This window comes from Streptomyces sp. NPDC006197, from assembly GCF_040613865.1.
Classification (GTDB): domain Bacteria; phylum Actinomycetota; class Actinomycetes; order Streptomycetales; family Streptomycetaceae; genus Streptomyces.
In genome coordinates, this window is the sequence record NZ_JBEXSZ010000098.1 from 1 (window position 1) to 13,919 (window position 13,919).

Sequence of the window (13,919 nt, forward strand, 5' to 3'; positions counted from 1 at the left end):
CTTGCCGGTGCCCGAGGCTCCCGCGCCCTGACCCGCACCGGGTTGTGCGCCGCCGCTGGGGTGCGGGTCAAGGCCCGGAACGCGGAGGCGCCGCTGGAGGGCGCCGTCCCGTGTGCCCACCCGTCCCGCCCCAGCGGGACGACTGCCCACACGGAGGTGCGGGGGCGGGCACCGCCCCGCGGGCGCGCGCCCACACGAGCGGGGGCGCGGCCTACGGCGTGCTCGGCGCGCCGCCCGACGGGGACTGGCTCGTCAGGTCCGCCGGGCTGTCGGAGGCCGGTGCCGACTCCGGGCTCGACGACTCCGTCGACGGCGTCGACTCGCTCGGAGTGGAGGAGGAGTCGGACGGCGGCGGTGGCGAGGAGGAGGTCGACGCCGGGGGAGAGAGCGTCGAGGGGCACGGCGACGGCGTGATCCCGTCGCTCGGCGTCGGGGTCTCCGTGCCCGTCACCGTCACGCAGGGCACCGGTGACAGCGGGGAGACCGACGGCGACGAACTGGACAGGGAGGTCGAGGGGGACGCCGACAGGGAGACCGGGGGAGGCGGCGTCGGTTTGTCGTGCTCGCCGGTGTCGCCGTGCTTCCGCGCGAACCAGCCGTCGTCCTGGGGGTCGTACACCACGAAGACGTTCACGACCGTCACCGAGGGAGCCACCACGACGACCTGCTGGGAGCTGTACCCCTGCCAGGGGGTGCCGGTCGTGCGCGGCGCCTTCTGTGGCACGGGGCCGGTCAGCGGATTGCCGCAGGCGCAGCGGACCCGGGGCACGCCGTGACTGTCGACCATGACCGCAGTGCCGGCCTGGAGCACCGACTGGTAGGTGGTGGCGGCGCCGTTCCGGAAGCCGTGGTTGGTCACCCGGGTGTCGACCCGGAGCTGAAGCGGGGTCAGGGAGCGGAGATACGCCGGCACGCCGTTCGCCGGGATGCCGATGACCGAGGCGAAGGCGGCGTTCTTCGCGGGTGCGGCGGACAGGTAGCGGACCTGCTGCTCGACGTCGCAACTGGCCACCGACCGCGTCCCGCCGTAGAGGCCGGGCGTCGCCCCCGACATCTGGGGCACGGCCGAGGCGGTACGGGGCGGCAGCGAGGCCGGCGGGGCGGAACCGCCGCCGGTGCGGGCCGTCGACTTGGTGAACGGGTCCGGACCGGTCGCGGCGGCGTTCTGCAGGAAGACCTCGCCGCCGCCGGATCCCCCCGTGTCGCCCTTGTCGCCGGGGCGGTTGGTGAGGACGACCGCGAGCGCCGCGGCCGCCACGAGCACGGCGGTGGCCGAGGCGACCTTCGGGACGGAGCGCCACCAGGGACCGCCGCCCCCCGAGCCTCCGGCACGGGACGAGCCGCCGCCCGACGGGCCTCCGCCGCCGCTTCCCGCCCCGCCGCCCGACGAACCACCGCCGCCGCCCCCACCGCCCCCCGGGCCGTCGTGGGGTGGTCCGGGCGGTGGTGGGGGGCCGGCGCTTCCCGGGCGTGTGCTCGGACCCGAGAGGGGACCCGAGGGGGGACCTGCGGGGGGAACCGACGGAGGGCCGGACGGCGGGTGGGAAGTCACTTTTTTCCCTTTCTTCCGTTCCGCGCCCATTGTGTGCGCGGAACGGTGCCCGCCCGCAAGCGGAAGTCCTTCCGCCCGCAAGCGGACCCCCGGCCCCGGTACTAGCGTGGGCAGGGTGACGAGCAGTCGGCTCCCCACCTCCGCGCGGTCGTCCGCGCCCCCGGCCGGGCTTTACGCCCGCGTCGTCCTCCAGGCCCTGGCCGCCGTGGTCGCCGGGTTCGTCGCGATGGGCGTCGTCGCCGGGCTCGGCCTGTGGGCCGCCGGCGCCGCCGATCTCCCCGGCGGCTTCACCGCCGTCCTCGCCGCGGTCGTCGTCATGGCCTCGGGCGGCAAGGTCGAACTCTCCGGCGACGCGGGCGCCCTCGCCGGCACCCAGGCCGAACTGACCGCCATGCCGCTCACCGTCACCCTGGTGGGCGCACTGGTCACCGGTTTCTGCTTCCTGCGCCCCCTGCGCCACCACGCGGTGGCCGGCGCCCGTGAACTCCTGCTCCGCGCGGCGAGCGTCGTCGTGCTCTGGCTGGCCGCCCTCGCGGGGATCTCGGCCCTCGCCCGCCACGACTTCCCCCTCACCCTCGGCGGCGACGCCCAAGACCCCCTCATGGAGCTCTTCGGCGACCTCCTGGACGCCGTGAACCCGACCGTCGGCTTCCGCACCGACGTCGGCCCCACGCTCTTCTACGGGCTCCTGTGGATCCTCGGCGTGCTCGCCGTCGCCCTCCTCGTCTCCCGCAGGACCCCGCTGCCGCCCCGGCTCGTCCGCTACCACGAACCCGTCCGGCCCGCGGCCTTCGCGATGCTCCTGCTGCTCCTCGCGTACGTCGTCGTGGGCCTGGTCATCGGGATCGTCGTCGCGGCGACCAAGGGCCACGCCGCGGAGACCTTCGCCGTCCTCCTCCTGGGCCTGCCCAACGTCACCTGGCTCGCGCTCGGCGTGGGCATCGGCGGCTCCTGGCAGGGAAGGGCGGAAGGCCCCTTCGGCCTGCCCATGCCGCAGGTCCTCGACGCCGTCCTGCGGGGCGACGGCGACAGCCCGGACCTCTCGACCGTCGACCTGTCCTCCCTCGCCGCCCAGGACGCGCGCGCGTGGTGGCTGCTGCCCATCGCCGCCGTCCTGGTGCTGGCCGTGGCCTTCGTGGCGGCCGTCCGCTCCCCGGCCCGGATCACGCTCCGGCAGCACGCCCTGCACCTGGGCATCGCCTTCGCGCTCACCATGCTGGTCGCCGCACCGGTCACCCTGGTCGAGGCCCACTTCGGCCTCTCCGTCCTCGGCATCGGCGACCTCGCCTCGCTCGGCGGCGAGGTCGTGCTCCGCCCGGACGTCTGGAAGACGGCCGGCTTCGGACTCCTCTGGGGCCTGGCCTTCGGCTTCCTCGGCGGCCTCCTCGCCTCCCGCGTCCGCCGCAAGGGCGAGGTCGACCAGGACACATAGCCAGGGCGCTCGGGCGAACACGCGGGACGACGCCCCGATGTCACCCCGACAGACGGCACCGACACTCCCGTCAGGGCGCGGGAACGCCCTCCGTCGCGGCCCGCCTCGTCAGCGCGTCCCGCCCGGGTCCAGTTCGCGGAAGACCGGGCGCGCCCAGGCGGGCGGGGCGGGCGGTGCGCCGAGGGGACGGGGACCCCGGGGCGCCACCGGACCGTCGGCGGCGGGTGTGTCGGTCAGGACGGCGCGCAGTGCGGCGACGAACTCCAGGCACGTCCCGTACCGCTCCTCGGGGGTCTTCGCCAGCGCCTTCGCGAAGACCGCGTCCGCCGCCGCGGGCAGCCCCGCCCGCACCTCGGAGAGCGGAGGCGGCGGATCGTACTGCTGCGCCCACAGCACCGCCCAGTCGGTGTCGCGGCGGAACGGCGGCGCCCCCACGAGGGTCTCGAAGACCACGCACGCCAGGCTGTAGACGTCGCACCGGCCGTCCACCGGCTTGCCGGAGATCTGCTCGGGCGCCACGTAGTCCAGCGTCCCGACGAACTCGCCCACCGTCGTGAAGCCCGTGAGGGACAGCGACTTCTTCGTCAGCCCGAAGTCGGTCAGGTAGACGTGCTCCGGGTGGTCGCCGTCGGTGCCCTCGGCGACCAGGATGTTGCCGGGTTTCACGTCCCGGTGCACCAGGTCGTGCGCGTGCGCCGCGTCCAGGGCCGAGGCCACCTGCACCGCGATCCGGCCCGCCTTCACCGGCGGCAGCGGCCCCTCGCGGTCGAGCAGGGCCACCAGGTCCTGCCCCGCCACGTACCGCATGGCGATGTACAGCACGCCCTCCGTCTCGCCCGCCTCGAAGACCGGCACGATGTGCGGGTGGTCGATCGAGGCGGCGACCCGCGACTCGTGCGCGAAGCGTCTGCGGAAGGTGTCGTTGCGGGCCAGCTCCGGGGCGAGCAGCTTCAGCGCCACCGTCCGGTCGAGGCGCAGGTCCCGCGCCCGGTACACGACCGCCATGCCGCCGCGCCCGATCTCGCCCTCCACCCGGTAGCCCGCGATCTCCTTGCCGACCAGACCCGAGGGCCGGCCGGCCGGGATCTCCGGGTCCCCGTGCGCCCCGCCGGCCATCAGCCCTCACCGTCCGGTCCCGGGGGCCGCTCCACCACCTGGGTCGGCGGCGGCCCGGCGGCGACGGGGGGATCGCCGCGCAGCACCACCTGGGTCGGCTCGTGCGCCGGGGGCGCGGCGCCCACCCGTTCCCCGTCGGGTTCCCGGGACGGGGCCGCCGACGGCGTCGCCGAGGCCGCGTACGTACTGAGCCCGACGCCGTCGCAGTACACCCAGCGCTCGTGCTCCGCGTCGTACAGCCACACCGACTCGCCGTCGACGACCATGCCGACCCGCAGGCCGCGGGTCCGCCGCCGGAAGCCCTCGCCGTCGAGCCGGCCCGCGCCCAACTCCTCCGCCGCCCGCCGGTAGCGGCCCAGCGCGTCCTCGGCGCGCGCGATGAGCGGCCGGGGATCGGCGGTCCGGGCGAGGGGCCCGCCCGCCGCCGGAGGGTCGTCGGGGACGCTCACGAGGAGGCGCGCGTCGACCCACGCGGTCCAGCCGTTGGAGCACAGCACCCGCCCCCAGTCGCCGGCCCGCTCCACGAGCCGTACCGGCAGGAAGGCGTCGAGGGGCGCCGTGGGCAGCGCCGGGTCGGGCGCCTCCCAGGTGGAGAGCCCGGAGCGCGGCACCACATGGGTGGGCCGGAAGTCCGGCACGTCGTACTCGGACACGCTCACGGCCTCACCTCCACCGCGGGAAAGCCCACGGACCTACTTCCGCATCACGACCGGCTCGTGGCGGCGCAGCAGCCGTGCCACGAGCAGGCCGAGGACGAGACAGAGCACCACCAGGACGCCCATGTCGACCAGCCAGGCCTCCGCCGTGTGCCGCATCAGCGGATCGGCGGTCTTCTCGCTCGGCGCGATCTTCCCGATGTCGATCGTCGCGCCCATCGCCGCGAACGCCCACCGCGAGGGCACGAGCCAGGCCAGCTGCTCCAGGACGACCGTGCCGCGCACCTTCAGGAGCGCCCCGCAGAACACCACCTGCACGATCGCGAGGAGGACGAGCAGCGGCATCGTCACCTCCTCCTTGCGGACCAGCGCCGAGACCAGCAGGCCGAGCATCATCGCGGTGAAGGCGAGCAGCGCGACGGCGAGGGTGATCTCCACCAGGGGCGGCATCAGGACGCCCTTGCCGCCGGGCACGTTCAGCGGCACGCCGATCAGCGCCACCAGCGTCAGGACCACCGCCTGCACGACCGTGATCAGTCCGAGGACCACCACCTTCGAGGCGAGATAGGCGGAACGGGAGAGGCCGACGGCTCTCTCGCGCCGGTAGATCGAGCGCTCCTTGACCAGCTCGCGCACGGCGTTCGCCGCGCCCGTGAGGACACCGCCCACGCAGAGGATGAGCAGCACGTTCAGCGTCGACTCGGGGTTGAGGCTGCCCGCGGACAGCGCCCGGGCCATCGCGCCCATCACGAACGGCAACGCGATCATGATGGCGAGGAAGGTCCGGTCGGCGGAGAGCGCCGCCGCGTACCGGCGCACGAGCGTCCGCAGCTGGGAGCCCCAGCTCTGCGGCTTCGGCGGAGGAGCGGGCTCCCCGGCCACGGCCCCGCGTGCGGAGGCGGAGGCGCCGGGCACGGGGACGTCGGGGCCGGTCGTCGCGTCCGCGATGTACCGGCGGTGGAAGCGGGAGGTCCGGTACTGCCCGGCCCAGTCGCGGTCCCGGTCGTTCTCGAAGGCCTCGAAGGCCTCCGGCCACTGCTCGAAGCCGAAGAAGCCGAGCGTGTCGGCGGGCGGCCCGTAGTACGCGACCCGGCCGCCCGGCGCGAGCACGAGCAGCCGGTCGCACACGTCGAGGCTGAGCACGCTGTGCGTGACCACGACGACCGTGCGCCCGTCGTCCGCGAGCCCGCGCAGCATGTGCATCACGGAGCGGTCCATGCCCGGGTCGAGTCCGGAGGTCGGCTCGTCCAGGAAGAGCAGGGAGGGCTTGGTGAGCAGTTCGAGGGCGACGCTCACCCGCTTGCGCTGGCCGCCGGAGAGGCTGTGGATCGGCTGGTCGGCGCGCTCCACGAGCCCGAGCTCCCGGATCACCTCGTCGACCCGGGCCTGCCGTTCGGCCGCCGCGGTGTCCTCGGGGAAGCGCAGTTCGGCCGCATACCCGAGGGCCCGGCGGACGGTGAGCTGGAGGTGCAGGATGTCGTCCTGCGGGACGAGCCCGATGCGCTGGCGCAGTTCGGCGTAGTCCCGGTAGAGGTCACGGCCGTCGTAGAGCACCGTGCCCCGGTCGGCCGGGCGCTGACCGGTGAGCGCGCCCAGGAGCGTCGACTTCCCGGCGCCGGACGGGCCGACGACCGCGAGCAGGCACTTCTCGCCCACCGGGAACGACACCTCGTCGAGGAGGGTCTTGCGCCCGTGGTCGACGGTCACCGCGAGCGACCGGACGTCGAGCGAGACCTCGCCGGTGTCGGTGAACTCGACGAGCCGCCCGCCGATCAGGCAGAACGCGGACCGGCCGATGCCGACGATGTCCTCCGCCGTCACGCGGGCGTCCACGACGGGGGCGCCGTTGAGGAAGGTGCCGTTGTGGCTGCCGAGGTCGTGGATCCAGTAGGTGCCGTCGGGGTGGGCGCGGAGTTCGGCGTGCTGCCGGGAGACGACCAGGTCGGCGACGACCACGTCGTTGTCGGGGGCGCGCCCGATCCGGATGCTGTGGGCCGGCAGCGGCCGCACGGACGTCGGCTGCCGGAAGGTGCCGGTCATGGCGGGATGCGAGACGGAGGGCGGCCGGAGGCTCTCGGGCCGGAGCACGGGGTCGGGAGCGGGAACCGGCGAGGGCGGGGCCTCGGTCCGGTGCTCCGGCACGACCTCGGGCGGGGGCGGTGACGGGGCTTCCCGTACGGCCTCCGGAGCGGGTGGTGGCGGGGCTTCCCGTGCGGCCTCCGGCGGTGACGGGGCTTCCCGTACGGCCTCCGGAGCGGGTGGTGGCGGGGCTTCCCGTGCGGCCTCCGGAGCGGGTTCCCGTACGGCCTCCGGTGGGGACTCCGGTGCGTCGCGGGGCTCCGCCGGCCGGGCCGGGGCGCCGGTCGAGAGCACCGCGCGCGGTCCGTCGGCCGGGTGCCCGAACCGTACGACCGTCCCGGGACCGACCTCCCGCGCCCGGGCGACCCGCAGGCCGTCCGCGAACGTGCCGTTCGTACTGCCCTCGTCCGCCAGGGTCCAGTGGCCGCCCACGGCGCTGAGCACCGCGTGGTGCCAGGACGCCCGGGCGTCCGCGAGCACGATGTCGCTGGTGGGGTCGCGCCCGATGCGATAGACGCGACTCGGGTTCATGAGCGTCGCGTCCCCGTCGATCTCGAGGATCAGATCGGGTGCCGCGGGCACGACGGGCCGCTCTGCCATGCGTGAATTTTATCCGCCGCCGCTGATCGCCGCCCGGGAAGGAGTCGCCGGTAAGGTGGGCGTCCGCCGCGCGAGCGGCCTCAGGGCCTGTCTGACGAGGAGGACGCACCCGTGCCGAAAGGTGTCACCAGGCGGCGGCCCCGCACCCGCGCGGCGCTCCTGAAGGCAGCACTGGAGACCTTCGCCGAGCACGGCTTCCACGCGACGACGATCGAGCAGATCTGCGAACGCGCCGGTTACACGCGGGGCGCGTACTACTCGAACTTCGCGAGCAAGGAAGAGCTCTTCCTCGCCCTCTTCGACGAGCACAGCGAGCGGACCGTACGGCGCCTCGCCGAGTCCATCGACGCGCTGGCGCCCGAGGAGTACACCCTGCCCCGGCTCGCGGAGCTCGCCGCCCGGGTCGAACCGGACGAGCGGGAGTGGTACCTCGTCACCACCGAGTTCACCCTGCACGCCATCCGCGACCCGCAGGCCGCCTGGGTGCTCGCGCGCCACGACGAGCGGCTGCGGGCCGAGATCGCCCGCGGCCTCACCCTCGTGCTGCGCCGCGCCGGACGCGAACTGACCGTGACCGCCGACCGGTTCGCCCGCCTCCTCATCGCCCTGCGCGAGGGCGGTCTCGCGCAGAGCTACGTGGAGCCGGCCGAGCTGCCGCCCGGCACCCTGGAACGGCAGTTCCTCGTCCCGCTCCTGGAGGCGGCGACGCGGGAGGTCCCCGGCCCCTCCGACCGGCCCGGGAGTCAGTCGAAGAGGTCGGGGTCGGACGCGGTGATCTGATCCCACAGGGGGCGCGCCTGGAACCATCCGGCCAGGTGCCCGCCGATCTGCCCCCGGGTGAGGAGGGCCGTCTCGCGGTCGATGAGGTGCGGGGTGCCCGCCGCCATCGCGAGGAGCTGCGCCTGGCAGGAGCGCTCCATGGTGACGAACCACCACACGGCCTCGGCGACGGAGTGGCCGACGGTGAGCAGCCCGTGGTTCTTGAGGATGACCGCCTTGTGGTCGCCGAGGGCCTTGGCGACCCGCTCGCCCTCCTCGGTCTCGTTCACGACGCCCCGGTAGTCGTCGTAGATCCCGTGGTCCTCGAAGAACGCGCAGGCGTCCTGGGTGATCGGGTCGAGCGGGATGCCGAGGCTGGAGAAGGCCTTGCCGTGCAGGGAGTGCGAGTGGGCGGCGGCGACCGCGTCGGGGCGGGCGGCGTGGACCCGGGAGTGGATGACGAACGCGGCCCGGTTCACGGGCCGGCGCCCTTCGAGGACGTTCCCCTCGTGGTCGACCAGGATCAGGTCCGAGGCCTTGATCTGGGTGAAGCTCATGCCGAACGGGTTGACCCAGAAGGCGTTCGGGTCGCCCGGGTCGCGGACGGTGATGTGCCCGGCGACGCCCTCGGAGAAGCCGAACCTCCCGAAGATCCGGAACCCGGCGGCGAGCTGTTCCTTGCGGTACGCGCGCTCCTCCTCGACGGACTCGAAGGTGGGCGGCAGCGGGACGACGGCCCCCTCGGGCAGGGGCCCGACGGCGGCGGCGATCGCGGGCGGCACGGTGCTCATGGCGGCTCCTCGGTGAGCGGGACGCGCGGGTGACGCGCGGGTGGTGCGCGGCGCGCCAAAAGATACAGAGGTGTATCCGATACGCCAATGCATCGGGAGCCGGTGTGGCGTACGGCTCAGCCGCCGACCGGGCCGGACGCCGCTCCGGCGCACGGTCCGGGATTTCGGTGCGCGGTCCCGGACCGGGGCCTCGCTCAGCTCGCGGGAGCGCCGAAGCGGGCCAGGTAGTGCCAGACCTTCTTCACGTCCTGCGGGTCGTACCGCCCCGACCCCGCCGCCTCCTGCACGATCCGCGGGTCGAGCCGGCCGTCGACGGCGATCCGGGCCGCCAGCTCCACGTACTCGGGCCCCCGGAAGTCGGGGTACCGCCGCAGTTCGTCGACGGAGACGCGGAAACCCCCGTGCCACTCCACCCGGCACGGCAGCCGCCGCGCCGCCTCCTCCACCTCCGTACCCCGGTGGCTCGGGTCCAGAACCAGCGCCTCCACGTCCCGCCCGATCACGACCGGTCCGTGGACCTGTGCCTCGATGTAGTCGTCGAGCAGATCCTGCTCGTCGGCCTCGGCGAGGGCTGTCAGCCGCATCCGGGACGCGACGCCGAAGTCGCCGGGCTCCAGGAAGCTGTCGGGGTAGCAGAAGCTCGCGCGCTCCACGGCGGCCGCGGTGAGCCGCAGATGGGCGGAGCCGAAGCGGGGCGCGGCGCCGAAGGGACGGCGGCGGAAGTCGAGCGCGCCGTAGACCGGACGCGCCTTCGCCGGAGCCGCGTCGTACGCCCCGCCGAAGATGCGGCTCTCCCAGTGCCAGCGGTCCCCGCCGGGGCGGGCGGTGAGGCCGCCGTTGCTGGTGCCGGTGACGAACTGGGAGCGGTAGACCCCCTCGTCCGCCAGCCGGTGCAGGAAGTGCGGGTGGAAGTTGAGGGTGACCCGCAGGTCCGGGTCGAGCGGATCGCCGGTGGAGCGGCCGGCGACATGGGCGAGGGCCCGCCGGGCATGATCGTGAAGGGGTGTCATCGGGGCAGTGTGCAGGAGCGGGAGGGGTTGCGGCCCGCGGTTTTCGGTGGCTACGGTCACGGGGAGGGAGAAAGCGCTTTCCCCTTCTTTTTGTCGGACACATCTCCCGCACCTGCCCTGGAGTCCTTCGCGTGACTACCGCCGACGTCCTCGTCTACACCCGCACGGCGGGATACCGCCACGACTCGATCCCCGCCGGCGCCGCCGCTCTCGGCGAACTGGCGGCGGAGCTCGGCCGGGCGGCCGAGGTCACCGAGGACCCGGCGGCCTTCACTCCGGAGCGCCTGGCGAGGTGCGCCGTCGTCGTCCTCCTCTCCACGACGGGGGACGTCCTGACGTCCGAGGGGCGCGCCGCCTTCGAGGCGTACCTCCGGGGCGGCGGCTCCCTCCTCGCCGTCCACGCGGCCGCCAACGCCGAACCCGGCTGGCCCTTCTACGGCGAACTGCTCGGCACCCGCTTCGACGGGCACCCGGAGATCCAGCCGGGCACGGTGCTCGTCGACGACCGGGAACACCCGGCGACCGCCCCGCTTCCGGAGCGCTGGGACCGGACGGACGAGTGGTACAACTTCACCTCGGACCCCCGGACTTCCGGACAGCCCGTACGGGTCCTGGCCCGGGCCGACGAGACCACCTACCGGGGCGGCACCCACGGCGCCGACCACCCGCTGGTCTGGTGCCGGGAGATCGACCGGGGCCGCGTCTTCTTCACCGCACTGGGGCACGCGCCGGAGACCTACGGCGACCCCGTCTTCCGGGCCCACCTCGCGGGAGCCCTGACCTGGCTGACGGCCGATCGCGCTCCGGCGTCCCCCTCGACGTGACTCGACGCCGCCACGCGCCGCCCGGTCCGGACACGCACCACGCGTGCCCGGGCCGGGCGGTTCCGGGCTACGACCCGGGCGGCCTCACCTCAGGTGACGGGTGAAGAACCGGGCCGCGGCGTCCCCCGCGAACTGCGGGACGCCGGTGTGCCCGCCCATGTTGGCGTGGAGGGTCTTCTCCTCGGAGCCGAAGGCGTCGAACAGGTCCAGGGACGCCTGCCGGTCGTTCCCCTCGTCGTCCCACTGCAGCAGGACGTGCAGCGGAATGGTGACCTGGCGGGCCTCCTCGAAGATCGCGCGGGGCACGAAGCTCCCGGCGAAGAGTCCGGCGGCCGCGATGCGCGGCTCGACCACCGCGAGGCGGACGCCGACGGAGATGACTCCCCCCGAGTACCCGACCGGGCCGCCGAGCTCGGGCAGCGTCAGGAGGGCGTCCAGGGCGGCCTGCCACTCCGGGACCGCCCTGTCGACGAGCGGGAGGACGAGGGCGTCGATGATCTCGTCGCTGACCGGCTCGCCGGCTTCCACGGCCCGGCGCATGTCGGCGCGGGCCTGCTCGGCGGCGGCCCAACGGGGCCGGTCGCCGCTTCCGGGGAGCTCGATGGTGGCCGCGGCGAAGCCGTCCGCCGCGGCGCGCCGGGCCCGGTCCGCCAGCCGGGGGTACATCTTGCGCAGTCCGAGCGGGGGGTGGCCGAGCAGGATCAGCGGCGCCGGTGCGGACGCGGACGGGGGCGTCCACAGGATGCCGGGGATCTCGCCGAGGGTGAATTCGCGTTCGAGGACGCCGTCGTCGAGGCGTCGCTCGGAAGTGAATCGCATGGTCGTGCCTTTCGGGAGTGCTCTGGAACGGCGCTCCCGGACGACCTATCGCCCGACCGTGGCCCCAGGGGGGAGCACCCATGTCGATACTGCGTTCACGGGTACCACCTCCTCGTTCTCTCGCACGGCCTCCAGGAAAGTAGCAGCGGCCGCCGCGGTCCGCCAACAGGTTTTCGCGGCAGCCCCCGGCCGGCTAGCCGGCGAACCCGCCCCTGGGCTCGATGATCTCCAGGTTGGTGCCGTCGGGGTCGTTGAAATAGGCGACCTTGGTGCCGAGGGCGGCGTCCGGGGTGACCTCGCCCGCGAGGAACGTGTAGTCGTCGCCGAGGAAGTCGTAGCCGGCCTCCTTCATGCGCTTGTACACGGCGTCGAAGTCCTCGACCTCGAAGCACAGGTGCATGGATCCGGGGCGGTTCGCCGCTCCGTTCGTCCGCCAGCCCACCGGGTCCTGGAACTCGATCAGGTCGATGCCGAGGCCGTCGAGGTTGATCGTGGCGTACCGCAGATGCGCGTCGGGCAGCCCCTGCGACTTGCCGAGGGACGCACTGTGCATGGTTCCCTGCGCGACCGGCGGCCGTCCCGTCAGGGCCTGGTAGAAATCGATCGCCACGTCCAGGTCCGAGACCGAGATCCCGACCCGCGCGCCCCGGGTGAGCCCGATCGGAGTGCTGGAAACAGCCATGACGAATGCCTCTCGTTCGTGAGCTCCGTGCGGATGCTTCTGTGCCCATCCTCCCGAATACTCCGGATCGCGCATCCTTGGGACCGGTCCCGTCCCGGCCGATCGGGCGGCGGGTCACCCCACCGCCCCGCCCCTGTTGCGCCGACGGTCGGGGAGGGGAAGGTTACGGACAGGCCCTAGGGCAGGAGGAGGCACGTCATGGGCATCGCCACCGTGAACCCCGCGACGGGTGAGACGCTGCGCACCTACGAGGCCCACGGGCCCGAGGAGGTCGAGCGGCGGATCGCCGCCGCGCACGAGGCGTACCGCCAGTACCGTACGACCTCCTTCGCCGAACGCTCCCGGCTCCTGCGCGCCGCCGCGACCCTCCTCGACGAGGACACCGAGGACATCGCCCGCACCATGACCACCGAGATGGGCAAGCCGATCGTCGCCGCCCGCGCGGAGGCCGCCAAGTGCGCGAAGGCCATGCGCTGGTACGCCAAGCACGCGGAGGAACTGCTCGCCGACGAGCACCCGGCCGAGAGCGACGTCCAGGACTCGGGCGCCGACGTGGCCCGGGTCCACTACCGGCCCCTCGGCCCGATCCTCGCCGTCATGCCGTGGAACTTCCCGCTCTGGCAGGTGATCCGCTTCGCCGCGCCCGCGCTCATGGCGGGCAACACCGGCCTGCTCAAACACGCCTCCAACGTGCCGAGGACCGCGCTCTACCTGGGCGACCTCTTCCGCCGCGCCGGATATCCCGACGGCTGCTTCCAGACCCTCCTCATCGGCTCCCGCGAGGTCGAGGGCGTCCTCCGGGACCCCCGGGTGGTGGCCGCCACCCTCACCGGCAGCGAACCGGCCGGCCGGTCCGTCGCCGCCGTCGCGGGCAGCGAGGTGAAGAAGACCGTCCTGGAGCTCGGCGGCAGCGACCCGTACATCGTCATGCCCTCCGCCGACATCGTCGGAGCCGTGAAGACCGCCGTCACCGCGCGCGTACAGAACAACGGGCAGTCCTGCATCGCCGCCAAACGGTTCATCGTCCACCACGACGTGTACGACGACTTCTCGGAGCGCTTCACCGCCGCCATGAACGCCCTCACCGTCGGCGACCCCCTCGACGAGTCCACCGACGTCGGCCCCCTCGCCACCGAGCAGGGGCGGGCCGACCTGGAGGCGCTCGTCGACGACGCCGTCGAGCGCGGCGCCACCGTCCTCTGCGGCGGACAGCGCCCGGAGGAGCCGGCGCTCCGGAACGGCTGGTACTACCGGCCCACCGTCCTCACCGGCATCACGCCGGAGATGCGGATCCACCACGAGGAGACCTTCGGCCCGGTCGCCACGGTCTACCCGGTCCGTGACGTCGAGGAGGCCGTGACCGTAGCCAACGACTCCCCGTTCGGGCTCAGTTCCAACGTCTGGACACGATCCCAGGAGGACGTCGCGTTCTTCGTCCGCGACCTGGAGGCGGGCGGCGTCTTCGTCAACGGCATGACGGCCTCGCACCCGGCGCTCCCCTTCGGCGGGATCAAGCGCTCGGGGTACGGACGGGAACTCTCCGGCCACGGCATCCGCGAGTTCTGCAACGCGACCACGGTCTGGCAGCGCGCCTGAGAG

General features: G+C 73.8%; 12 protein-coding genes. 4 read left to right on the plus strand and 8 right to left on the minus strand.

Annotation, left to right across the window (positions count from 1 at the left end; translation table 11 throughout):
• Window positions 1–211 precede the first annotated feature (211 nt).
• The gene (locus tag ABZ318_RS26495) at window positions 212–1,264 is read right to left on the minus strand and encodes a DUF6777 domain-containing protein (RefSeq protein ID WP_356904970.1); all 1,053 of its coding nucleotides are present in this window, start codon (window positions 1,262–1,264) and stop codon (window positions 212–214) included.
• A gap of 394 nt (window positions 1,265–1,658) precedes the next feature.
• On the opposite strand from ABZ318_RS26495, the gene ABZ318_RS26500 reads away from it, so the two are divergent.
• Window positions 1,659–2,984, plus strand: coding sequence for a streptophobe family protein (locus ABZ318_RS26500; RefSeq protein WP_356904971.1), 1,326 nt, complete (start codon window positions 1,659–1,661; stop codon window positions 2,982–2,984).
• Between the two features lie 108 nt (window positions 2,985–3,092).
• Here the strand turns inward: ABZ318_RS26500 and ABZ318_RS26505 are convergent, their stop codons facing one another.
• From ABZ318_RS26505 to ABZ318_RS26515, 3 genes are read right to left on the minus strand one after another with little or no spacing between them, the layout of a single operon-like run.
• Entirely contained in the window at window positions 3,093–4,100 is a 1,008-nt protein-coding gene (locus tag ABZ318_RS26505; protein ID WP_356904972.1) for a serine/threonine-protein kinase, read from the minus strand.
• On the minus strand, window positions 4,100–4,759 hold the full coding sequence (locus tag ABZ318_RS26510; RefSeq protein WP_356904973.1) for a hypothetical protein: 660 nt from the start codon (window positions 4,757–4,759) through the stop codon (window positions 4,100–4,102). Before ABZ318_RS26510 ends, ABZ318_RS26505 begins: the two co-directional genes overlap by 1 nt.
• A gap of 33 nt (window positions 4,760–4,792) precedes the next feature.
• Window positions 4,793–7,435, minus strand: coding sequence for an FHA domain-containing protein (locus ABZ318_RS26515; protein WP_356904974.1), 2,643 nt, complete (start codon window positions 7,433–7,435; stop codon window positions 4,793–4,795).
• Between the two features lie 111 nt (window positions 7,436–7,546).
• Here ABZ318_RS26515 and ABZ318_RS26520 point away from each other — a divergent pair, with 111 nt between their 5' ends.
• Window positions 7,547–8,215, plus strand: a complete 669-nt coding sequence (locus tag ABZ318_RS26520) for a helix-turn-helix domain-containing protein (protein WP_356904975.1) — start codon at window positions 7,547–7,549, stop codon at window positions 8,213–8,215.
• Here the strand turns inward: ABZ318_RS26520 and ABZ318_RS26525 are convergent.
• Window positions 8,179–8,985 (minus strand): class II aldolase/adducin family protein, encoded by an 807-nt coding sequence (locus ABZ318_RS26525; protein WP_356904976.1) that lies wholly within the window; start codon window positions 8,983–8,985, stop codon window positions 8,179–8,181. The genes ABZ318_RS26520 and ABZ318_RS26525 overlap by 37 nt on opposite strands.
• Before the next feature lie 194 nt (window positions 8,986–9,179).
• Complete coding sequence (locus tag ABZ318_RS26530) at window positions 9,180–9,995, minus strand: DUF3626 domain-containing protein (protein ID WP_356904978.1); 816 nt, start codon at window positions 9,993–9,995, stop codon at window positions 9,180–9,182.
• Window positions 9,996–10,126: 131 nt separating this feature from the next.
• Here ABZ318_RS26530 and ABZ318_RS26535 point away from each other — a divergent pair, with 131 nt between their 5' ends.
• Complete coding sequence (locus tag ABZ318_RS26535) at window positions 10,127–10,819, plus strand: ThuA domain-containing protein (RefSeq protein ID WP_356904979.1); 693 nt, start codon at window positions 10,127–10,129, stop codon at window positions 10,817–10,819.
• A gap of 84 nt (window positions 10,820–10,903) precedes the next feature.
• Here ABZ318_RS26535 and ABZ318_RS26540 read toward each other — a convergent pair whose 3' ends face one another.
• Together ABZ318_RS26540 and ABZ318_RS26545 are read right to left on the minus strand one after the other, a co-directional pair.
• On the minus strand, window positions 10,904–11,638 hold the full coding sequence (locus ABZ318_RS26540; RefSeq protein ID WP_356904980.1) for an alpha/beta hydrolase: 735 nt from the start codon (window positions 11,636–11,638) through the stop codon (window positions 10,904–10,906).
• 193 nt (window positions 11,639–11,831) lie between these two features.
• Entirely contained in the window at window positions 11,832–12,320 is a 489-nt protein-coding gene (locus ABZ318_RS26545) for a VOC family protein (RefSeq protein ID WP_356904981.1), read from the minus strand.
• A 198-nt stretch (window positions 12,321–12,518) separates the two neighbouring features.
• Here ABZ318_RS26545 and ABZ318_RS26550 point away from each other — a divergent pair, with 198 nt between their 5' ends.
• A complete protein-coding gene (locus ABZ318_RS26550) occupies window positions 12,519–13,916 on the plus strand; it encodes an NADP-dependent succinic semialdehyde dehydrogenase (protein ID WP_356904982.1) in 1,398 nt (465 codons plus the stop codon).
• The last annotated feature ends 3 nt before the right edge of the window (window positions 13,917–13,919 follow it).

Excerpts from the sequence above, each read along its gene's own strand:
- ABZ318_RS26505 (WP_356904972.1), bottom strand. The coding sequence starts at position 4,100 with ATGGCCGGCGGGGCGCACGGGGACCCGGAGATCCCGGCCGGCCGGCCC.
- ABZ318_RS26515 (WP_356904974.1), bottom strand. The coding sequence starts at position 7,435 with ATGGCAGAGCGGCCCGTCGTGCCCGCGGCACCCGATCTGATCCTCGAG.
- ABZ318_RS26525 (WP_356904976.1), bottom strand. The coding sequence starts at position 8,985 with ATGAGCACCGTGCCGCCCGCGATCGCCGCCGCCGTCGGGCCCCTGCCC.
- ABZ318_RS26530 (WP_356904978.1), bottom strand. The coding sequence starts at position 9,995 with ATGACACCCCTTCACGATCATGCCCGGCGGGCCCTCGCCCATGTCGCC.
- ABZ318_RS26540 (WP_356904980.1), bottom strand. The coding sequence starts at position 11,638 with ATGCGATTCACTTCCGAGCGACGCCTCGACGACGGCGTCCTCGAACGC.
- ABZ318_RS26545 (WP_356904981.1), bottom strand. The coding sequence starts at position 12,320 with ATGGCTGTTTCCAGCACTCCGATCGGGCTCACCCGGGGCGCGCGGGTC.
- ABZ318_RS26550 (WP_356904982.1), top strand. The coding sequence starts at position 12,519 with ATGGGCATCGCCACCGTGAACCCCGCGACGGGTGAGACGCTGCGCACC.